The organism is Sulfitobacter rhodophyticola, from assembly GCF_041281685.2.
Lineage (GTDB): Bacteria > Pseudomonadota > Alphaproteobacteria > Rhodobacterales > Rhodobacteraceae > Sulfitobacter.
The window spans coordinates 3,933,563-3,947,750 of record NZ_CP166251.2; the positions used below are offsets into that span (position 1 = coordinate 3,933,563).

General features: G+C 60.6%; 20 protein-coding genes and 1 pseudogene. All 21 read right to left on the bottom strand.

Annotated elements, in window-relative coordinates; genetic code table 11:
* Window positions 1-2 precede the first annotated feature (2 nt).
* Complete coding sequence (gene nuoK / locus AB4X18_RS20370) at window positions 3-308, bottom strand: NADH-quinone oxidoreductase subunit NuoK (RefSeq protein WP_025048953.1); 306 nt, start codon at window positions 306-308, stop codon at window positions 3-5.
* A gap of 193 nt (window positions 309-501) precedes the next feature.
* The gene (locus tag AB4X18_RS20375; protein WP_370401778.1) at window positions 502-1,104 is read right to left on the bottom strand and encodes an NADH-quinone oxidoreductase subunit J; all 603 of its coding nucleotides are present in this window, start codon (window positions 1,102-1,104) and stop codon (window positions 502-504) included.
* On the bottom strand, window positions 1,101-1,502 hold the full coding sequence (locus AB4X18_RS20380) for a carboxymuconolactone decarboxylase family protein (protein ID WP_370401779.1): 402 nt from the start codon (window positions 1,500-1,502) through the stop codon (window positions 1,101-1,103). Before AB4X18_RS20380 ends, AB4X18_RS20375 begins: the two co-directional genes overlap by 4 nt.
* Window positions 1,499-1,993: an NADH-quinone oxidoreductase subunit NuoI gene (gene nuoI, locus AB4X18_RS20385; protein WP_299874736.1), complete on the bottom strand. Its 495-nt coding sequence runs from the start codon at window positions 1,991-1,993 to the stop codon at window positions 1,499-1,501. The genes AB4X18_RS20380 and nuoI overlap by 4 nt, the downstream gene beginning before the upstream one ends.
* Before the next feature lie 11 nt (window positions 1,994-2,004).
* Window positions 2,005-3,039 (bottom strand): NADH-quinone oxidoreductase subunit NuoH, encoded by a 1,035-nt coding sequence (gene nuoH / locus AB4X18_RS20390; RefSeq protein ID WP_432816967.1) that lies wholly within the window; start codon window positions 3,037-3,039, stop codon window positions 2,005-2,007.
* A gap of 34 nt (window positions 3,040-3,073) precedes the next feature.
* Window positions 3,074-3,448 carry a hypothetical protein gene (locus AB4X18_RS20395; RefSeq protein ID WP_432816968.1) on the bottom strand — a complete coding sequence of 125 codons (375 nt, stop codon included), beginning with the start codon at window positions 3,446-3,448 and terminating at the stop codon, window positions 3,074-3,076.
* Window positions 3,449-3,453: 5 nt separating this feature from the next.
* On the bottom strand, window positions 3,454-5,469 hold the full coding sequence (gene nuoG / locus AB4X18_RS20400) for an NADH-quinone oxidoreductase subunit NuoG (RefSeq protein ID WP_370401781.1): 2,016 nt from the start codon (window positions 5,467-5,469) through the stop codon (window positions 3,454-3,456).
* A 4-nt stretch (window positions 5,470-5,473) separates the two neighbouring features.
* On the bottom strand, window positions 5,474-5,890 hold the full coding sequence (locus AB4X18_RS20405; protein WP_370401782.1) for a DUF5333 domain-containing protein: 417 nt from the start codon (window positions 5,888-5,890) through the stop codon (window positions 5,474-5,476).
* 124 nt (window positions 5,891-6,014) lie between these two features.
* On the bottom strand, window positions 6,015-6,344 hold the full coding sequence (locus tag AB4X18_RS20410) for a hypothetical protein (protein WP_370401783.1): 330 nt from the start codon (window positions 6,342-6,344) through the stop codon (window positions 6,015-6,017).
* A gap of 4 nt (window positions 6,345-6,348) precedes the next feature.
* Window positions 6,349-6,840 carry a DUF3291 domain-containing protein gene (locus AB4X18_RS20415; protein WP_370401784.1) on the bottom strand — a complete coding sequence of 164 codons (492 nt, stop codon included), beginning with the start codon at window positions 6,838-6,840 and terminating at the stop codon, window positions 6,349-6,351.
* Window positions 6,837-7,076, bottom strand: a complete 240-nt coding sequence (locus AB4X18_RS20420) for a hypothetical protein (protein ID WP_370401785.1) — start codon at window positions 7,074-7,076, stop codon at window positions 6,837-6,839. Before AB4X18_RS20420 ends, AB4X18_RS20415 begins: the two co-directional genes overlap by 4 nt.
* Before the next feature lie 10 nt (window positions 7,077-7,086).
* A complete protein-coding gene (locus AB4X18_RS20425; RefSeq protein ID WP_370401786.1) occupies window positions 7,087-7,515 on the bottom strand; it encodes a DUF5333 family protein in 429 nt (142 codons plus the stop codon).
* A 10-nt stretch (window positions 7,516-7,525) separates the two neighbouring features.
* Window positions 7,526-8,017 (bottom strand): DUF3291 domain-containing protein, encoded by a 492-nt coding sequence (locus tag AB4X18_RS20430; protein ID WP_370401787.1) that lies wholly within the window; start codon window positions 8,015-8,017, stop codon window positions 7,526-7,528.
* A gap of 1 nt (window position 8,018) precedes the next feature.
* Window positions 8,019-8,429 carry an MAPEG family protein gene (locus AB4X18_RS20435; protein ID WP_370401788.1) on the bottom strand — a complete coding sequence of 137 codons (411 nt, stop codon included), beginning with the start codon at window positions 8,427-8,429 and terminating at the stop codon, window positions 8,019-8,021.
* A gap of 45 nt (window positions 8,430-8,474) precedes the next feature.
* A complete protein-coding gene (locus AB4X18_RS20440; RefSeq protein WP_370401789.1) occupies window positions 8,475-8,906 on the bottom strand; it encodes a hypothetical protein in 432 nt (143 codons plus the stop codon).
* Window positions 8,903-10,198 (bottom strand): NADH-quinone oxidoreductase subunit NuoF, encoded by a 1,296-nt coding sequence (nuoF, locus tag AB4X18_RS20445; RefSeq protein WP_370401790.1) that lies wholly within the window; start codon window positions 10,196-10,198, stop codon window positions 8,903-8,905. The genes AB4X18_RS20440 and nuoF overlap by 4 nt, the downstream gene beginning before the upstream one ends.
* A 105-nt stretch (window positions 10,199-10,303) precedes the next feature.
* Window positions 10,304-10,525 carry a DUF5337 domain-containing protein gene (locus tag AB4X18_RS20450; RefSeq protein ID WP_370401791.1) on the bottom strand — a complete coding sequence of 74 codons (222 nt, stop codon included), beginning with the start codon at window positions 10,523-10,525 and terminating at the stop codon, window positions 10,304-10,306.
* Between the two features lie 3 nt (window positions 10,526-10,528).
* Window positions 10,529-11,380: an NADH:quinone oxidoreductase gene (locus AB4X18_RS20455; protein WP_370401792.1), complete on the bottom strand. Its 852-nt coding sequence runs from the start codon at window positions 11,378-11,380 to the stop codon at window positions 10,529-10,531.
* A gap of 37 nt (window positions 11,381-11,417) precedes the next feature.
* A pseudogene (locus AB4X18_RS20460) lies at window positions 11,418-12,621 on the bottom strand (NADH-quinone oxidoreductase subunit E).
* Window positions 12,621-12,908 (bottom strand): hypothetical protein, encoded by a 288-nt coding sequence (locus tag AB4X18_RS20465; protein ID WP_370401793.1) that lies wholly within the window; start codon window positions 12,906-12,908, stop codon window positions 12,621-12,623. Before AB4X18_RS20465 ends, AB4X18_RS20460 begins: the two are co-directional and overlap by 1 nt.
* On the bottom strand, window positions 12,905-14,149 hold the full coding sequence (locus AB4X18_RS20470; protein WP_370401794.1) for an NADH-quinone oxidoreductase subunit D: 1,245 nt from the start codon (window positions 14,147-14,149) through the stop codon (window positions 12,905-12,907). The genes AB4X18_RS20465 and AB4X18_RS20470 overlap by 4 nt, the downstream gene beginning before the upstream one ends.
* Window positions 14,150-14,188 lie beyond the last annotated feature (39 nt).

Genomic DNA, 14,188 nt, shown 5'->3' on the forward strand with positions numbered 1-14,188 from the left:
CCCTACCCCTTCATCACGTTGACATCTTCAACCGCGATGGTGCCACGGTTGCGGAAGAAGCAGACAAGGATCGCAAGGCCGATCGCGGCCTCTGCGGCGGCAACGGTCAAGACAAACAGCGTGTAGACCTGCCCGACCAGATCGCCCAGGAAGCTGGAGAAGGCGACGAAATTGATGTTCACCGCCAGAAGCATCAATTCGATGCTCATCAGCAGGATGATGACGTTCTTGCGGTTCAAGAAAAGCCCGAAGATGCCAATGACAAACAGCGTCGCCGCGACTGTCAGGTAGTGTTCAAGTCCGATCATGTCGTCCCTCGGTTCTCACCCCTTGGGGGCGGTCTTGCTGCGCCCGGCAAAGGCGTCTGGCTTGTGCCCGTATGTCCGGGCTTCTAGTCTGTGTCAGCCCGGGTTTCCACCGGACTTTTGGCACGCTGGCCGTTTTTTCAAGTCTCGTTTTCTTTCAAAGAAAACGGCCGGAAATTTTGAAAATTTCCGGTGCTTACAACCCCTGCCCCGGCTTGATATCTTTCAATTCCATCGCCGTCGCCGGATCCCGCATCATCTGGTCAATCACGTTCTGGCGTTTGACGTCCACCCGGTGGCGCAGCGTCAGTACAATCGCCCCGATCATCGCCACCAGCAGGATCAGCCCCGCAAGCTGGAACAGCAGGATGTATTCGTCATAAAGGATCAGACCCAGCGCTGCCGTGTTGCTCACCCCCGGATCGGTCACCTGCGTGCGCAGCCCCTCTGCCGCCGCATTGCTTTCCCATGCCCCAAAGGCCATCACGAACTGCATCAGGATCACCAGCGCGATCAGCAAAGCCAGCGGCATGTAGCGCGCCATTTCCGCCTTCAATTCCGCGAAATCCACATCCAGCATCATCACCACGAACAGGAACAGCACCGCGACCGCACCCACGTAGACAATGATCAACAGCATCGCCACGAACTCCGCCCCCAACAGCACGAACAGCCCCGCCGAGGACAAGAATGCAAGGATCAGCCAAAGCACCGAATGCACCGGGTTGCGGCTGATCACGGTGAACAGGCCAGCCGCGATCACACATGTGGCAAATAGGTAGAAAGAGAAAACGATCATGAATTGTCTTCCTTCTGGTCGAACACCTGCTGCGCCAGTTCCAGCGCGCGAGTCATGGACGGCAAGCCTGCAAACACGGACGTCTGCGCGATGGTTTCCTTGATGTGCTGCTCTGTCGCCCCCGCCTCAAGCGCATGACGCACCGTCTGGCGAAAGACCGTATCAACCTGTGCCCCCTGCGTGGTCATGCCCGCAATGGTCAGCAAAAGCCGCGTCTTGGCATCCAGCCCGTCCTTGTTGACGGCGTTGCCGAACATCAATTCCATCATGTCCTTGGGCATCGTGCCCATCATCGCCTCAAATACCTTGGGCGAGAAAGCGTCGGCCATCGGGATGGCCTTGGTCATTTCCTGCGCTTGCTTGAACAGCGCCTCAAAGGGGTTGGCTGAATCACTCATCTGTACGGCGCATCCAGCTCAAGGTTCCGCGCAATCTCCGCTTCCCAGCGTTCGCCGTTGTCCAGAAGCTTGGCCTTGTCGTAATACAGTTCTTCGCGCGTTTCCGTGGAGAACTCGAAATTCGGCCCTTCGACAATCGCATCCACCGGGCAGGCTTCCTGACAGAAACCGCAGTAGATGCACTTGGTCATGTCGATGTCATAGCGCGTGGTGCGGCGCGATCCGTCTTCGCGGGGTTCCGCATCGATGGTGATCGCCTGCGCGGGGCAGACCGCTTCGCACAGCTTGCACGCGATGCAGCGTTCCTCGCCATTGGGATACCGGCGCAGCGCATGTTCACCGCGAAAACGGGGGGACAGATACCCCTTCTCGTGTGGGTAGTTCACCGTCGCCTTGGGGCGGAACATGTGCTTGAAGCCAAGGGCAAAACCTTTGGCAAAATCCGCCAGCAGGAAATACTTTGCGGCGCGGGTATAGTCGATCTGGGTCATTTCGAACTCCCTTACATCGGCCAGCGGGCGTAGACGCCCCAGAACCACTCAAACTTCGCGGCGAATGCCACGAACACGACCCAGCCCAGCGACATCGGCAGGAACACTTTCCAGCCCAGCCGCATCAGCTGGTCATAGCGGTAGCGTGGCGTGATCGCCTTCACCATGGAGAACATGAAGAAGACGAACAGCATCTTGATGAACATCCACAGGAAGCCATCGGGCAGGAACGGAATGGGCGACAGCCAGCCGCCCAGGAACAGCAGCGACACCAGCGCGCACATCAGCACCACGGCGACCAGTTCGCCGATCATGAACAGCAGGAACGGCGTGGAAGAATACTCAACCTGGTACCCCGCCACCAGTTCCGATTCCGCCTCCGGCAAATCGAACGGGGGACGGTTGGTTTCGGCCAGCGCACTGATGAAGAACAGGATCAGCATCGGGAAGTGGATCAACCAGTTCCAGTTGAAAATGCCCCCCGCCCCATCCTGCGCATGCACGATCGAGGAAAAGTTCATCGACCCGGTGGAGATGATCACACCGATGATGATCAGGCCGATCGACACCTCATAGGAAATCATCTGCGCCGCAGACCGCAACGACCCCAGGAACGGGTATTTGGAGTTCGACGCCCAGCCGCCCATGATCACGCCGTAAACCTCAAGCGAGGAGATCGCGAAGACATAAAGGATCGCCACGTTGATATCGGCCAGCACCCAGCCTTCGTTGAACGGAATCACCGCCCAGGCCACCAGCGCCATGACAAGGCTGACCATCGGGGCCAGCAGGAAAACCGTGCGGTCCGCGCCCGCCGGGATCACCACCTCTTTGACGACGTATTTCAAAAGGTCCGCAAAGGACTGCAACAGGCCAAAAACACCAACCACGTTGGGGCCGCGACGCATCTGAACAGCGGCCCAGATCTTGCGGTCGGCGTACATCAGGAATGCAAGGCACAGCAGCAAGGGCAACATGATCAGCAGAACCTGGCCCACGGTCAGCAGGCCGATGCCCAGTCCGGTATTGGTAAAGAAATCAGACATTGTCCCTCACACCGTCCATTTCAAACAGCCCTTTTCAGACCGTCGGTATGCCGCGTTCCACGCATTCCAGCGCGGTCACTTCGGCATCAATCGTCTTTATGCCACGTGGCAAGCTTGGCGAGATCGTGTAAACAGCATCTGCCCGCCAGATGCCACCCTCTTGGCTCACATTTGTGCGTAGATGTCGCGCAAATCCGTACCCCCGGATCAGCGCATACTGCGCTGCAGCACATTCGGCGTAATCTTCCACGTCCTGCGTGCTCAGCGCCTTGGTCATGGCCACGTTGAATTGGACCAGATCACCATCCAGCAATTTGGTCTCTACCCCTTTGTATTCAGGGATGAAATCCTCCGCCACGGGCACCTGTGGCCCGCAGGCTGCAAGCGCCAGGAGGGCCACGCCGATCATGCCCCTCACTCAGCAGCCATGGGTTCGGCGCGTCGGGCGGCCGCATTGGCCGACAATTCCGCCATCAACTGGCTTGCCCGTGCAATCGGGTTCGACAGGTAGAAATCTGCAATGGCCACACCAAACGGCGCATCCTTGACCTTGCCGCGCGGCAAAGGCTGCCAGTCATTCTGCGCCACCTGATCGACACTGCCCAGATACGGCACCTCGGAAATCATCGCGCGGCGCAGGGCGGCGATGGAATCGAACGGCAGGGTTGCACCCACCTCCGCACTCAATGCGCGCAGGATGGCCCAGTTTTCCTTGGCCCGACCGGGCGCAAAGCTGGCGCGCGCGGCAACCTGCGGACGCCCTTCGGTGTTCACAAACAAACCTGGTTCTTCAGTATAGGCAGCACCGGGCAGGATGATATCCGCACGGTGCGCACCCCGGTCACCATGGCTGCCCTGATAGATGACGAACGGGCCCGCCGGAATATCGCCTTCGTCCGCACCAAGGTTGTAGATCACGTCAGCCGCCAACACGTCACTGATGCCGTTCTCGGACACCGCGCCGATGTCGATCGCGCCCACGCGTCCCGCTGCCGTGTGCAGCACCATGAAGCTGGACTTCGTGCTTTCGGCCAGCGCCATCGCGTCGGCGAGCACCGCCGCACCATCTTCACGACAAAGCGCCGCCTGTCCGATGATGACCACCGAAGGTTTCTCACCCACGTCCGCATGATCACGCTTCAACAAATCCGCCATCACTGCCGGGCTGTCACCGATGTGATCATATTCATAGGTCAGGTCGACCTTCTGTCCGATCACACCCACATTCGCGCCGCGCGTCCACGCCTTGCGGATGCGTGCGTTTAGCACCGGCGCTTCCACCGCTGGGTTCGCGCCGATCAGCATGATCGCCTGCGCCGTATCCAGTTCCTCAACCGTGGCCGTCCCGACATAGCCGGACCGGTTCCCCGCAGGCAGCTTCGCACCATCCGTGCGACATTCAACAGACCCGCCCTGCCCTTCGATCATCTGCTTGAGCGCATAGGCCGCCTCGACCGGGACCAGATCACCGATCAACCCGCCAACCTTTTTGCCTTTCATCGCCGCCGCCGCCGCCGCAAGCGCCTCCGGCCAGTCGGCTTTGCGCAGCTTGCCATTCTCGCGGATGTACGGCGTGTCCAGCCGCTGCCGCCGCAGACCGTCCCAGACAAAGCGCGTCTTGTCGGAAATCCATTCCTCGTTCACGCCGTCATGGTTGCGCGGCAGGAACCGCATCACTTCGCGGCCTTTGGTGTCGACACGGATGTTCGATCCCAGCGCATCCATCACGTCGATGGATTCGGTCTTGGTCAGTTCCCACGGGCGCGCCGTGAACGCATAGGGCTTGGACACCAACGCACCCACCGGGCACAGATCAATGATGTTGCCCTGCAAGTTCGAATCCAGCGTCTCCCCCAGATAGGAGGTAATCTCAGCATCCTCACCCCGGCCCGTCTGGCCCATCTTGTGAATGCCGGCGACCTCCGTGGTGAACCGCACACACCGCGTGCAGGAAATGCACCGTGTCATATGCGTTTCAACCAGCGGCCCCAGATCCAGATCTTCGGTCGCCCGCTTGGGTTCGCGGTAGCGGGAGAAATCCACGCCGTAAGCCATCGCCTGATCCTGCAAATCACATTCGCCCCCCTGATCACAGATCGGACAATCCAGCGGGTGGTTGATCAACAGAAACTCCATCACCCCCTCGCGGGCCTTCTTCACCATGGGCGAGTTGGTTTTGACCACAGGCGGCTGCCCTTCCGGACCGGGCCGCAGATCGCGCACCTGCATCGCGCAGGAGGCCGCAGGCTTCGGCGGGCCGCCCACAACCTCGACCAGGCACATCCGGCAGTTCCCGGCAATCGACAGCCGCTCGTGATAGCAGAAACGCGGAATTTCCACGCCTGCCTGCTCACAGGCCTGGATCAGGGTCATCGCCCCGTCCACTTCCACTTCATTACCATCGATAACGATCTTGCGGTTGTCGCTCATATGCTCACTTCGCTCTCAGTAACGAGCCGATCCGGCTCGATTTTTGAATCTCTTCCAACCCGACCGCACAATAGCTTTCCGGGATCGTGGGATCGACCCCCCGTGCGGCGAAATATTTGGCTGCCCTGGCCCTCAAACGGTCCTTGTCGGCGTCGCTGTCGGTATAAGCGTCAATCTCGGCCTGGGTATACCCCATATCGCGCGCTTTTTTCTCCAATCCGCGCACAAAGCCGATGGCCTTGAACATCCGCGCGTTGATCGTCGGGCAGTTCTTGCGGATCCGGTCCGCCAGCCCCAGATCGAAAAGCGCATCATCAATCACGGCCACCTCGCGCAGGGGCGGCTTTGCCTCGGCCTGCACGGCCATCAGCGGCACAAGGGTCAGCGCAAGGACGGCAAGGGGTCTTGTGATCGGTCGCATACTCTTTTTCCTCAATCAGACGAGGTCTCTGCCTCATACCCAGAAGGAAAGATGTCGGGCGTTGCTATACAATAACATGGCGCGCAGCGGGTGACCCGTGCGCGATATGTCGCGCAACGCAAGGTCACTGTGGGCAGGTGCCGCGAAAGGTCATGGTGTTGCCCTGAATGCGGATCTGGCTGGGATCGGTGTCCGGCCCGACGACCCAATCAATGTCCGAATTCCCGTACAGCCCCACGCAATAGGCCACCGCCGCATAGCGCCCGGCGGACAACGCCCCCTCGGGCGATTGCGCAACCTCCTTGACGGTGACCACGATCTGATCGCGCTGGCCGTCGACCTTACTGACCTTGGTGGGGAAATACTTGCCGTCGAACCGGATCTGGTCCGCCGGGTCCTTGCACCCTGCCAGCATCACCACCGCGCCCAAAAGAGCCATTGCACCGAATTTCATTCTCTCACTCCGCCGCTTGAGGGCTGCACCCGTGGCTGCGCCACATCTGCGCTTCTTTCAGCCACGCCCAGCCAAAGGCATGTTCGCTATCGCCATTGTCGCGCAAATGGTCAAGACGTGCCAGCGCTTCGTCCAGGGTCGGGCGGTGCCCCTGTGGCACCCACCACATCACGAAATGCATGGATCCCAGCACCTCAAACCATTCCGCGCGGCGCTCGTAGAATCGTTTGTGGATGGTGCCCCATACGAATTTTTCCAGACTGGGCACGTCGGCCCAGACGCTCAGGTTCGGGATATAAAGGTCATCGCCTTCGATCTTGGCGTCAGTATTCCCCTCCCCCTCCGCGTCGCCTTCCATCATCCACTGGAACCCCGGCATGCGCTTGGCCAGCCCGTTGATGCGGTCCAGATTGTCCATGAAGTCCGCCACGCGCGGATCATCCGTGGGCGCAATCAATCGCCCGACATTCAACTCCGCCAGATGCATATCCTTCATCGCCGCTTCCTTTCGCGCAAGGGGGCCACACCATCCAACGCCTTGCGCAGGAACGCAATGCCAAGATTGCCGCCAATGAAAACCAACCCGGCCACGGCCACATAAACCCAGATCGGCACAAGCCCATAGGTGATCGCCTGATGGGTGGCCCAGATCGGCAACCCGAAAACCACCAGCGTCGCCAGCGCGGCCAGCAGGCTCAGAATGCCATCCCAAAGATTCTTGAAAAACCCCACAGCCGTCCTCTCAGGTCGTCTTCAGCAAGCGACCAACCGCCGTGCCCGCCGCCATCTCGCGCCGTCCATAGGCACAAAGCGTCTCGGGGTCATCCTTGCGCACGCCGCGCGCTTCGAGATAGCGGATCGCGTTCTTGGTCAGACGGTCGTTCAGATTGGCGCGCTTGCTGGCCCGCTCCAGATCGGCCAGCGCATATCCCTGCGCGGCCAGATTGCGCACATCCCGCGCGACAGCCGCGCGATAGTCTGCATCCCGCAAGGTGATCCCCTGCCCCCGGCAAGCCACGCCCACCACCAATGAGATCGCGCGCACCTGCAGCACCGTATCAACCGCCTGCTGCGCCGTCTGCCCTTCGCGGGCCTTGAGGCTGGTCGATACCGGTTCCGTACAACCCGCCAGCACCAATGCGCCGATCACAACCAAAACACCAAACTTCATCACTGGTCCCTTACCCGCATTGCTTTTGCCGCCACAGCTTCGCCTCAGCCAGATGGCCCCAGCCAAAGGCATGATCACTGTCGCCATGCGCTTCCAGATGCCGAAACCGCGCCATCGCCTCCGTCATATCAGGGATATGACCCGCAGGCACCCACCACATTGCCAGCCGCAGCACCGCCCCCATGTCGTACCATTCGTTCTTGCGGTCATAGAACCGCTTGTGCACCGTGTTCCAGACGAAATGCTCAAGGCTTTCCACGTCTTCCCAGACGCTTAACGTCGATGCCGTACGCGAATTGCCCCCCATCGGACCCGTGGGATCATTCTGAACGGCCTCCATGTCCTCCTCCGGCATCATCCAGACAAAACCAGGGCTGCGCATGGCAGCGCTGTTGACCAGATCCAGACCGTTGACGAAATCCTGCACCCGCGGGTCGTCCCAATCGTATTTGAGGATGCCGAGGTTGAGTTCGGCGAGGTGATGCGTTGTAGTCCCGGCCACGTCAGAAAAACACCGCCACCAGCGCCGTCAGGGCAAGCAAGACGACGCAGAGCCATCCAACTGTAAAAGTCGCCGACCGCAGGGACTGGTTTTCCGTCCTGATATGAACGAAGGCCATCGCAAGCCGCGCCAACAGGAAAACCGACGCCAGAATATTCACCCACAAAGGGGACCCACCCGCCAGTATCGCCGCCATCGTCGCCGCCATGAACGCAGGCGAGGTTTCAATCGCATTCGCAAAGGCCCGCTCGCGCCGATAGACCGGGTCGCTGTAGTCGCGCTTGGGCTTGCCACAATCGCATCGGTTCTCCGGTGTGCGTCCGACAATGGACAGCATCGAAAGGATAACCATGACCAACGCCCAGAGCGCGAGCGCAGCGATGGCGTGGCCGTAGGGGGCGAATATTTCCATGGTGGATCCTTGTCTGACAAATACGATGCTCAAGACGGGTATGCCCTAGGTCCTGACCAACATCAAACCCATCAGTCCCGGTTCGCCCGCTTCCGCACGCGCAGCGCGGCACAGATCAGGCGGTGGTGGTCCGCGGCGGGTCAACAGTTTGAACGCCTGCCCATGCCTGCGGTCGAACGCTGCCGAAAAAGGCCGGGCAGCGCCGATGACTGACCCCGACGTGATCGCGTCAAATTCTGGCTTGCGGGTCCGGCGAATGACATCGATCCGGGGTTCCAGCACCGGATGCAACGCCACACCTTCACAGCCGCGTGCCACGTCCCTGACGAGCGCCCGAGCCGCCATGATCTCAGGGACCGGACGCTCAACCAGCGCCCGTTCAAGCTCTGCTGCACTTGTATCGCGGGACTGAACACCCGCGCTGCACCCTGCAAGGAGACATCCGGTGACAAGCAACCGTGCAAAGGCAATCCTCACTCCGCCGCGACCGCACTCACCCGGCCTGTGCGCTTGTGTTTGATCCGATCCTCGATCTCATCCCGGAAGTGGCGAATAAGCCCTTGGATCGGCCACGCCGCCGCATCGCCAAGGGCGCAAATCGTATGCCCCTCCACCTGCTTGGTCACATCCAGCAGCATGTCGATCTCTTCGGGTTCCGCATCGCCTGTCACCAGACGGTCCATCACGCGCATCATCCATCCCGTGCCTTCGCGGCAGGGCGTGCACTGCCCACAGGACTCGTGCTTGTAAAACTTCGACAACCGCCAGATCGCCTTGATCACGTCCGTCGAATTGTCCATCACGATCACCGCCGCCGTGCCCAGACCCGACCGCTGCTCGCGCAGGTAATCGAAATCCATGATCGCGTCTTTCATGTCCTTGCCGGGGATCATCGGCACCGACGACCCGCCGGGGATCACCGCCTTGAGGTTATCCCAACCGCCCCTGATCCCGCCGCAATGGGTCTCGATCAACTCCTCGAAGGTGATCGACATCGCCTCTTCGACGACACACGGGTTGTTCACATGGCCCGACACCGCGAACAGCTTCGTGCCCGCATTGTTCGCCCGGCCAAAGCCCGCGAACCACTCAGGGCCCCGCCGCAGGATGGTCGGCACCACGGCAATGGATTCCACGTTGTTCACCGTCGTCGGACAACCGTACAAGCCCGCGCCCGCCGGGAACGGCGGCTTCATGCGCGGCATCCCCTTCTTGCCTTCCAGCGATTCCAGCAACGCTGTTTCCTCACCACAAATATAGGCCCCTGCCCCGTGATGCAGATAAAGGTCGAAATCCCAGCCCGACTTGCAGGCGTTCTTGCCGATCAGACCGGCGTCATACGCCTCGTCAATCGCGGCCTGAAGCGCCTCTTTCTCGCGGATATATTCCCCGCGAATGTAGATGTAGCAAGCATGCGCCCCCATCGCGAAGCTGGCGATCAGGCAACCCTCGATCAGCGTATGCGGATCGTGCCGCATGATCTCCCGGTCCTTGCAGGTGCCGGGTTCGGATTCGTCGGCGTTGATCACCAGATAGGCAGGCCGCCCGTCGCTTTCCTTGGGCATGAAGGACCACTTCAGCCCCGTCGGAAATCCTGCACCGCCACGGCCACGCAGGCCAGAGGCCTTCATCTGGTCCACAATCCAGTCGCGCCCCTTTTTGAGGATCCCCGCCGTACCGTCCCAATGGCCGCGCTGCTTCGCGCCCTTCAGGGTGCGGTCATGCATCCCGTAGATGTTGGTGAAAATGCGATCCTGATCTGCAAGCATTGCTGCATCCCTCTTGCGTTCCGGCAGGGCCGTAAACCCTGCCTGTCTCTTGTGCGCATCCGCGCCTGTCTCGTCTCGCCGGGGCGGCACCCCCGGTGTCTGCCGTTACTTATCTTCCTGACGCGCTTGCCATATCTGATAAATGTTGACCATGGCCCAAATCATCGCAGCCAAAGCGGCAAAATCAAAAAGCAGGGCATAGCGGCCCGGCAACCCCAGCGCAGGCCCCGCCAGGTTGGCAAGGATCCACAACACCATCGTGCCTGCAATCACCAGACCCACGGTCTGACCCTTGCGGGCGATGGCGCGTTGTCGATCCTCGCTCATCGCTTACTTCTTCTTGCGTTTGGAGAATTCGGTCTCCCCGCCCTTGGCAAGGATCTTGGCCTGGCTGATCCAGTCGTCCCGTTCGATCCGGCCCTTGAAGCGCAGACGGTCATCGACCCAGGCGATCTCCTTCTTGCGCCATCCCGCGACCTGCTTGAAATACCAGATGCCCATCTCGTTCAGCGTCTGCTCAAGCTTGGGACCGACGCCGCTGATCAGCTTGAGGTCGTCCGCCGCCCCCTCGCTGGGGCTGGTGAACAACTCCGGCTTGCCGTCGGCGGCGGCCGGGGCGCGCTTGGTCTTGGCCTCCTTGGCGGGCTTGGCTTTCGCAGCCGGTTTCGCGGCCGATTTGGCCGCGGGTTTTGCAGCCGCCTTGGCCGGGGACGCGTCCTGACCGGAGTCGTACTTCCAGTCGCCCTTGCGGTCTGACAGATCCTTCTGACCGGCCAGCGGTGCGGAATCCTGCATCTGGAAGGCCGAAGACGGCGTGGTCGATGCCGTCGCAGCAGCGCCACCCGCCGCAGACGCCGCCGCAGCCGTCGCGGAACCGCCTGCCGCAGGTGCCGATGCACCGCCCGACCCGGTCCGCCGTGCCTTGTCCTCCGCCGCCTCGCGCGCATAGCGCTGCGCAGGTTTTTCATCCGAATGCAGATCACTCGCCGCCTTCTGCCCCCGGCAGATGAACAGGCTCAGCACGATGCCCAGCAAAAAGCCGATCAGGCCCCCGGTAAAGATCGCCTGCAGCGCGGAAAAATCCGCAACCATGTACAACATGACCATCGCCACGACGCCTACACCGGCCGCAATGCCCCAGCAGATCGTGTTGCACTCAAGGCTGTTTTGATTGTCCGACATAACTCTTCATATCCCCTCTGGTGGTGCAGCGCGCCCGTCAGGACCCGCCGTCGTAGCGCCCGTCTTTCCGGGCTTTCGCAGCAAATGCGGTTTCTTCGCCCGCTGCAAGTCTTTGCGCCTGTTCCACCCAATTGTCGCGGGATACCCGGCCCTTGAAGCCTTCGAGATTTTCATCCACCCACGCCACTTCCGCAGCGCCCCACTTGGCGATCTGGTCGAAATGGAAAAAGCCCATCCCCTGTAGCATGGTTTCCAGTTTCGGCCCAACACCCTTGATCAGCTTGAGATCATCCGCGCCGGATTTGCGCGGCGCCTTCATCGTGCGGGGTTTTTTTACCCGCAGATGCGGCCGCCGATTTGCCCGTCGATTTCATCGCATCCTTGGACGATCCGACCGGGTCGGCCTTGGACGGCGGTTTCGCCTTGGAGGTCGCGGACGCCTGCTGCTTGGTCACCCCGGTCTTGTCCGCCGGCGCCCCCTTGATCGGCTTTTCCACCTTCGGTTTCGCCGCGGTATTCGCAGCCTTGCGCGGCTTGCCCTGCCACGGCGTCAGCAACGGCACCTCGGTCCCATCGATGCGCTTGACCGTATCGCCAATATCCACCGCCAGTTGCGCGCTGGCATTATACTGGGTCTTGCCGCTGTCGTGCTCTTTCAGGCTGGTCAGCCCCGACGCAGGTTCCGCCGCATACCGCCCCTGCTGAGGCCCCGGCACCGGCACATCACCCTTGGCCATCGCGTCCAACAGCTTGGCGAAGTTCTCTGCCGTCAGGTCCTCGTAATAATCCTTGCCAATCTGGGCCATGGGCGCATTGGCGCACGCGCCAAGACACTCAACCTCTTCCCACGAAAACTTCCCATCCGCGCTGATCTGGTGCGGGTTGGGCGCAATACGCTCCTTGCAGACCGACACAAGGTCTTCCGCGCCGCAGATCATGCAGGTCGTGGTGCCACAAATCTGGATGTGTGCAACAGAACCAACGGGTTGCAACTGAAACATGAAGTAGAACGTCGCCACTTCCAGCCCGCGAATATAGGCAAGGCCGAGCATTTCGGAGACATGCTCAATCGCCGGACGCGAAAGCCACCCCTCCTGCTCCTGCGCACGCCATAGGAGCGGGATAATGGCGCTGGCCTGACGGCCTTCAGGGTATTTGGTCATCTGCGCTTCGGCCCAAGCTTGGTTGGCGGGCGTGAAGGCAAAGGCTTCTGGTTGTTCTGGATGTAGTCTACGGAGCATTACGCGCAATTCCCAAAATTTTTCAGCCCCAGCAGCGTGTTGCCAAGGGCCCGGAAGCTATCACACCCATCAAAGAGCGCTTTTTCTGCAGTTTCAAAGTCCAGGCCCGGATGAGATGCGGAAAAGACCTTTTCAGCCTCGTCTCGCGACATCGAACAGCCCTGGCCTTCCAAAATGACCGCCAGCTTGTGGGCATTGCTCCATTCTGCCGGTGGCGCGCTTGTTTCTGCCCAGCACGGTGCAGAAAAACCAACCGCGAGACCAAATGCGATTGCTCCGGATTTCACCGATCAATCTCCCCAAACACCACATCCATGGTGCCGATGATCGCCGCCACATCCGCCAACTGGTGACCCTTGGAGATATGATCCATCGCCTGCAAATGCAGGAACCCCGGCGCGCGCAGCTTGGCGCGGTAGGGTTTGTTGGTCCCATCGGCCACCAGATATACGCCGAACTCCCCCTTGGGCGCTTCCACCGCGCAATAGACCTCACCCGCAGGCACGTGGAACCCTTCGGTATAAAGCTTGAAGTGGTGGATCAGGCTTTCCATGTCGGTCTTCATCGCGGTGCGGCTGGGCGGCGTGATCTTGCCCCGCGCCAGAATATCACCCTTCCCTTCCGGCGCCCTCAGCTTGGCAATGGCCTGATGGATGATGTGCACCGACTGGCGCATTTCTTCCATCCGGCAGAGGTAGCGATCAAAGCAGTCGCCGTTCTTGCCCACAGGCACCTGAAACTCAAATTCGTCATATAGTTCATAGGGTTGCGCGCGCCGCAGGTCCCAAGCCATGCCCGATCCGCGCACCATCACGCCGGAAAACCCATAGTCCAGGATTTCCTGCTCGTTCACCACGCCGATGTCGACGTTGCGCTGTTTGAAAATCCGGTTTTCGGTCAGCAACCCGTCGATATCATCCAGCGTTTCTGGGAATTCGTTCGCCCAAGTCTCGATATCGTCGATCAGGTCGTCGGGCAGGTCCTGATGCACCCCGCCGGGCCGGAAATAGGCCGCGTGCAGGCGCGCCCCGCAGGCGCGTTCATAAAAGACCATCAGCTTTTCACGCTCTTCAAACCCCCACAGCGGCGGGGTCAGGGCGCCCACATCCAGCGCCTGCGTGGTCACGTTCAGCAGGTGGTTCAGCACCCTGCCGATCTCGCAATAAAGCACCCGGATCAGGCTCGCGCGGCGCGGCACTTCGGTGCCCGTCAGCTTTTCAATCGCCAGACACCAGGCGTGTTCCTGATTCATCGGGGCCACGTAATCCAGACGGTCGAAATACGGCAGGTTCTGCAAGTATGTCCGGCTCTCCATCAGCTTTTCGGTGCCCCGGTGCAGCAAGCCGATATGCGGATCGCAGCGTTCGACGATCTCTCCGTCCAGCTCAAGCACCAGACGCAAAACACCATGCGCCGCAGGGTGTTGCGGGCCGAAGTTGATGTTGAAATTGCGGATCTTCTGCTCGCCCGTCACCGCATCGGTGGAGCCGTCATCATAGGTGTTGGTGCGAATATCGCCGTCCATCATTTACGCCCCCCAAACGGGTTTCTCTTGTCGTCCTCATCC

Coding starts and splice junctions, on each gene's coding strand:
- AB4X18_RS20405 (WP_370401782.1), bottom strand. CDS start 5,890: ATGCGACCGATCACAAGACCCCTTGCCGTCCTTGCGCTGACCCTTGTG.
- AB4X18_RS20395 (WP_432816968.1), bottom strand. CDS start 3,448: ATGATCGGCGTGGCCCTCCTGGCGCTTGCAGCCTGCGGGCCACAGGTG.
- AB4X18_RS20450 (WP_370401791.1), bottom strand. CDS start 10,525: ATGAGCGAGGATCGACAACGCGCCATCGCCCGCAAGGGTCAGACCGTG.
- nuoI (WP_299874736.1), bottom strand. CDS start 1,993: ATGACCCAGATCGACTATACCCGCGCCGCAAAGTATTTCCTGCTGGCG.
- AB4X18_RS20380 (WP_370401779.1), bottom strand. CDS start 1,502: ATGAGTGATTCAGCCAACCCCTTTGAGGCGCTGTTCAAGCAAGCGCAG.
- AB4X18_RS20425 (WP_370401786.1), bottom strand. CDS start 7,515: ATGAAGTTTGGTGTTTTGGTTGTGATCGGCGCATTGGTGCTGGCGGGT.
- nuoF (WP_370401790.1), bottom strand. CDS start 10,198: ATGCTTGCAGATCAGGATCGCATTTTCACCAACATCTACGGGATGCAT.
- nuoG (WP_370401781.1), bottom strand. CDS start 5,469: ATGAGCGACAACCGCAAGATCGTTATCGATGGTAATGAAGTGGAAGTG.
- AB4X18_RS20470 (WP_370401794.1), bottom strand. CDS start 14,149: ATGATGGACGGCGATATTCGCACCAACACCTATGATGACGGCTCCACC.
- AB4X18_RS20435 (WP_370401788.1), bottom strand. CDS start 8,429: ATGGAAATATTCGCCCCCTACGGCCACGCCATCGCTGCGCTCGCGCTC.
- AB4X18_RS20455 (WP_370401792.1), bottom strand. CDS start 11,380: ATGTCGGACAATCAAAACAGCCTTGAGTGCAACACGATCTGCTGGGGC.
- AB4X18_RS20415 (WP_370401784.1), bottom strand. CDS start 6,840: ATGAAGGATATGCATCTGGCGGAGTTGAATGTCGGGCGATTGATTGCG.
- AB4X18_RS20375 (WP_370401778.1), bottom strand. CDS start 1,104: ATGATCGTTTTCTCTTTCTACCTATTTGCCACATGTGTGATCGCGGCT.
- nuoK (WP_025048953.1), bottom strand. CDS start 308: ATGATCGGACTTGAACACTACCTGACAGTCGCGGCGACGCTGTTTGTC.
- AB4X18_RS20410 (WP_370401783.1), bottom strand. CDS start 6,344: ATGAAATTCGGTGCAATGGCTCTTTTGGGCGCGGTGGTGATGCTGGCA.
- nuoH (WP_432816967.1), bottom strand. CDS start 3,039: ATGTCTGATTTCTTTACCAATACCGGACTGGGCATCGGCCTGCTGACC.